This is a genomic window from Streptomyces sp. WELS2, assembly GCF_013870595.1.
Classification (GTDB): domain Bacteria; phylum Actinomycetota; class Actinomycetes; order Streptomycetales; family Streptomycetaceae; genus Streptomyces.
On the sequence record NZ_JACBWZ010000577.1, the window covers coordinates 1 to 4147 of the forward strand.

General features: G+C 71.4%; 4 protein-coding genes. 1 reads left to right on the forward strand and 3 read right to left on the reverse strand.

The window, feature by feature from the left end:
• Positions 1-1311, forward strand: a 1311-nt coding sequence (locus H5J33_RS25970; RefSeq protein WP_181797287.1) for a M4 family metallopeptidase, incomplete at its 5' end; no start/stop codon positions are given.
• 69 nt (positions 1312-1380) lie between these two features.
• Here the strand turns inward: H5J33_RS25970 and H5J33_RS25975 are convergent.
• From H5J33_RS25975 to H5J33_RS25985, 3 genes are all read right to left on the reverse strand, one after another.
• Positions 1381-1731 (reverse strand): UBP-type zinc finger domain-containing protein, encoded by a 351-nt coding sequence (locus H5J33_RS25975; RefSeq protein ID WP_181797288.1) that lies wholly within the window; start codon positions 1729-1731, stop codon positions 1381-1383.
• Entirely contained in the window at positions 1728-3179 is a 1452-nt protein-coding gene (locus tag H5J33_RS25980; protein ID WP_181797289.1) for an ATP-binding protein, read from the reverse strand. The genes H5J33_RS25975 and H5J33_RS25980 overlap by 4 nt, the downstream gene beginning before the upstream one ends.
• The coding region (locus tag H5J33_RS25985; RefSeq protein WP_181797290.1) for an NAD(P)/FAD-dependent oxidoreductase at positions 3176-4147 on the reverse strand (972 nt) is incomplete at its 5' end. The genes H5J33_RS25980 and H5J33_RS25985, both read right to left, overlap by 4 nt.

The window sequence follows — 4147 nt, forward strand, 5'->3', positions numbered from 1 at the left end:
GCCGGCGCCTCCGCGCTCGCCTACCAGGTCACCGTCACCGACCAGGACGACGCCCGCACGGTCGTCGTCGACGCGGTCACCGGCAAGGTGCGCAGCAACACGCCTACCCGGGACGAGTTCCTGTCGCCGAAGCTGCTCGACGCCCTGCGCGAGCGCGGCGAGACCCTCGACCCGGCCACCGGCACCGGCTCCGCCGCGGCCGCCTCCGGCCTGACCGGATCCGGCGCCACCGGCGCCACGCGCTACCCCTCGGCCGCCAAGGGCACCGGCAAGACCCTCTTCGTGGGCAACGTCGGCCTCACCACGACGCAGACCTCGCGCGGTCACTACCAGCTCAAGGACCCGAGCCGGTACGGCACCGAGACCCGGGACGCCAAGGGCTCGTACACCGAGAAGTTCGGCTCCGGCGCCAAGTTCACCAACACGACCAACGTGTGGGGGAACAACAAGACCACCAGCCGGGTCACGGCCGCAGCCGACGCCCAGTACGGCATCACGAAGACGCTGGACTTCTACAAGTCCACGTTCCAGCGCAAGGGCATCCGCAACAACAGCAAGCCCGCCCAGGCGATGGTCCACTGGGGCAACAAGGTCGCCAACGCCTTCTGGGACCCCACCTGCAACTGCATGCTGTACGGCGACGGCGACGGCCAGATGTTCAAGAAGCCGCTCGTCGTCCTCGACGTCACGGGTCACGAGCTGACCCACGGCGTGGTGGAGGCGACCGCCAACCTCCAGCCGACCTTCGTCGACTCCGACGGCAACCAGTACGGCGAGCCCGGCTCGCTGAACGAGTCGCTCGCGGACATCTTCGGCTCGAACGTCGAGTTCTACGCCAAGAACGCGAAGGACACCCCGGACTACCTGGTCGGCGAGAAGCTGGGCCTCGCGCAGAAGTTCCTGCGCCGCCTGGACCACCCGTCGCTGGACAAGCTCGAGGGCACCGTCGACTACTGGTCGCCGAAGCTCTACGACATGGAGGTGCACTCCGGTTCCGGTGTCTCCTCGCACGCCTACTACCTGCTCGCCGAGGGCAGCGGCAAGAAGAAGATCGGCGACGTCACCTACAACTCGCCGACCTACCGCAACCTCCAGGTCAAGGGCATCGGCCGGGCCAAGGCGACCGCCATCTACTACCGGGCGCTCACCCGCTACATGGTCTCCAGCACCGACTTCCACCAGGCGCGCACCGCGACGCTGAAGGCGGCCAAGGACCTGTACGGCGCGAACAGCACCGAGTACAAGACGGTCGACAAGTCGTGGGCCGCGGTGAACGTCACCGCCGCCAACACCCCGCGCGCCCACCACTGACGGACGCCGGAACCCCAGCACCACCGGATGCCCCGCCCCGCGCGGGGCATCCGCCTGTCCGCTCCGGGGTCAGCGCAGGATCCGCGCCCAGTCGTCGGGCACCCGCCCCGCCGGACCAGGCACCGGCTGACCGGCCGGACGACTCGCCGGGGGAGCGAGCTCGGGCCCTGAGGTGTACAGCTCCCCGGTGGCGTGGTTCCAGAACCAGCTCTCGCCCGGCTCGAAGCTGCGGATCACCGGGTGCCCGGTCGCCCGGAAGTGGGCGGTGGCGTGCCGGGACGGGGAGTCGTCGCAGCAGCCGATGTGCCCGCACCGTGCGCAGCGGCGCAGATGGAACCACCAGCCGCCCGCCTCCTCGCACTCCACGCAGCCCGGCCCGCTCGGCGGCGCGGCGGGGTCGATTCCCTCGGCGTCGTTCATACCGGCTCCTCCTCGGGGGGTTCCGCGGTCAGCGGCAGCAGCACCTGGAAGCGGGTGTCGCCGGGCTCCGACTCCACCCGCAGGCTGCCGTGGTGCTTGTCGACGACGATCCGCCAGGAGATGTCCAGGCCCAGCCCGGTGCCCTCGCCGACCGGCTTGGTGGTGAAGAACGGGTCGAAGATCCGGTCCTTGATCTCCGGCGGGACGCCGGGCCCGGTGTCCCGGAACTCCACCAGCAGCCGCTCGTGGTCGCGTGCCGTCCGCACGGTCAGGGTGCCCTGCCCGCCCGCGCCGTTCATCGCGGACACGGCGTTGTCGACGAGGTTGGTCCACACCTGGTTCAGCTCCGCCGGATAGGCGGGCACCGGCGGCAGCGTGCGGTCGTAGTCCTTGACGACCTCGATGCCCGGCCCCAGCTTCCCGGACAGCATCAGCAGCGTGCTGTCGAGGAGTTCGTGCACGTCCACCACCCGGTACGGCGCCCGGTCCAGCTGCGCGTACTGCCTGGCCGCGTCGACCAGGTGCGAGATGCGGGCGGTGGAGTCCTCGATCTCGTTCATCAACAGCTCGGTCTCGACCGTGTAGTTGAGCCAGCCCACCGCGTTCGGCAGGATCTCCTCGCCCACCGCGGCCGCGACCCGCTCCAGCCAGTCCACGTCGAGTCCGGCCTGCACGAAGGCGGGCGCCAGCTGCCAGCCGTGCCCGATGCCGTGCTCGTCCAGCCAGTCGGTGAGCGCGTCCTCCCGGTCGGACGCCTCCAGCGGGCTGAGCGCCGGCGCCTTCGCCACCCGCTCCGCGGTCCGTTCCTGGATCTCCACCAGGCCCGCCAGCGCCTCCCGGGAGAAGGGGCCCTCGGCGATCAGGCCCAGCTTGTGCCGCATCTTCGCGACCCGCTCGCGCAGCGTGGCCGTGGCCCGGACCGCAGCCGCCGCCGGGTTGTTCAGCTCGTGCGTGAGCCCGGCCGACAACGAGCCCAGCGCCAGCAGCCGTTCCCGCTGCCCGATCACCGCCTGGAGGTTCTTCGAGCCGAAGAAGAGGCCCTCCAGCAGGTGCACGGCCATCGGGAACCACTCGCGCATCACGTCCGCGAAGGTGTCCGCCGGCAGCACGAAGAACCGCGTCGGCTCGGTCACCCGCATCGAGTTGCGGTAGACCTGCCGCACCCGGTCGCGCAGATAGGCCTGCATCGCGCCCGCGTACACCCCGCGCTGCGAGGTCCGGCCGACCTCCACCTCGTCGGCGCCGACCCGCCGGGTCAGCACCACCGTGCCCTCGATCATCACGAAGAAGCAGGTGGCGGGGTCGCCCTCGGAGTACACCGGGCCGGGCTCGAACAGCTCCACCCGGCCCGCCGCGCACAGCCTGCCGAGCTGCTCGGGGCTCAGCTTCTCGAAGAGGAACAGCGAGCCGATCTCCCCGGGGCTGCACGGCAGCACCCGCCCGCTCACGACTGCTCCAGATACCGGTGGACGAGCATCACGGCCATGGCTCCCTCTCCGACGGCGGACGCGACCCGCTTGGCGGACTCGGCGCGCGCGTCCCCGGCGACGAACACGCCGGGCACGCTGGTCTCCAGGTGGTACGGTGGCCGGTCCAGCTCCCAGCCGGCCGGCGGGCGTCCGTCGGCGGTCAGGTCGGGCCCGGCCAGGATGAACCCGCGCTCGTCGCGCAGCACCGTATCACCCAGCCAGTCGGTCAGCGGGGCGGCGCCGATGAACACGAACATCCACTGGGCGTCGACCCGTTCGCGTTCGCCGGACACCGTGTGACGCAGCGTCAGCTGGGCCAGCCGCCCGGTGCCGTGCGCCTCGTCGACCACCGTGTGGCAGCGCACCGAGATGTTCGGGGCGTCCTCGATCTGCTGGATCAGGTAGTGCGACATCGACGCCGACAGGTCGGGGCCGCGCACCAGCAGTGTCACCGACTTGGCGAACCTGGACAGGTACATCGCCGCCTGGCCCGCCGAGTTGGCGCCGCCGACGACGTACACGTCCTGCCCCTCGCAGGAGGCGGCCTCGGTCAGCGCCGAGCCGTAGAACACCCCGCACCCGGTCAGGTCCGCGCAGCCCACGGCCGGAAGCTGCCGGTACTGCACCCCGGTCGCCAGGATCACGCTGTGCGCGGCGATCGCCGAGCCGTCCGCGAACCGTACGATCCGGGCGGAACCATGGGACTCCAGGCCCGTCACCTCGCGCGCGGTCAGCAACTCGGCGCCGAACTTGGCCGCCTGCCGCCGCGCCCGGTCGGTGAGCTGGGCGCCGGAGACCCCGTCGGGGAAGCCGAGGTAGTTCTCGATCCGGGAGCTCTGCCCGGCCTGCCCGCCGGTGGCCGACCGCTCCACCAGCACCGTCCGCAGGCCCTCGGAGGCGCCGTACACGGCCGCGCCGAGTCCGGCCGGGCCGCCGCCGATCACCAC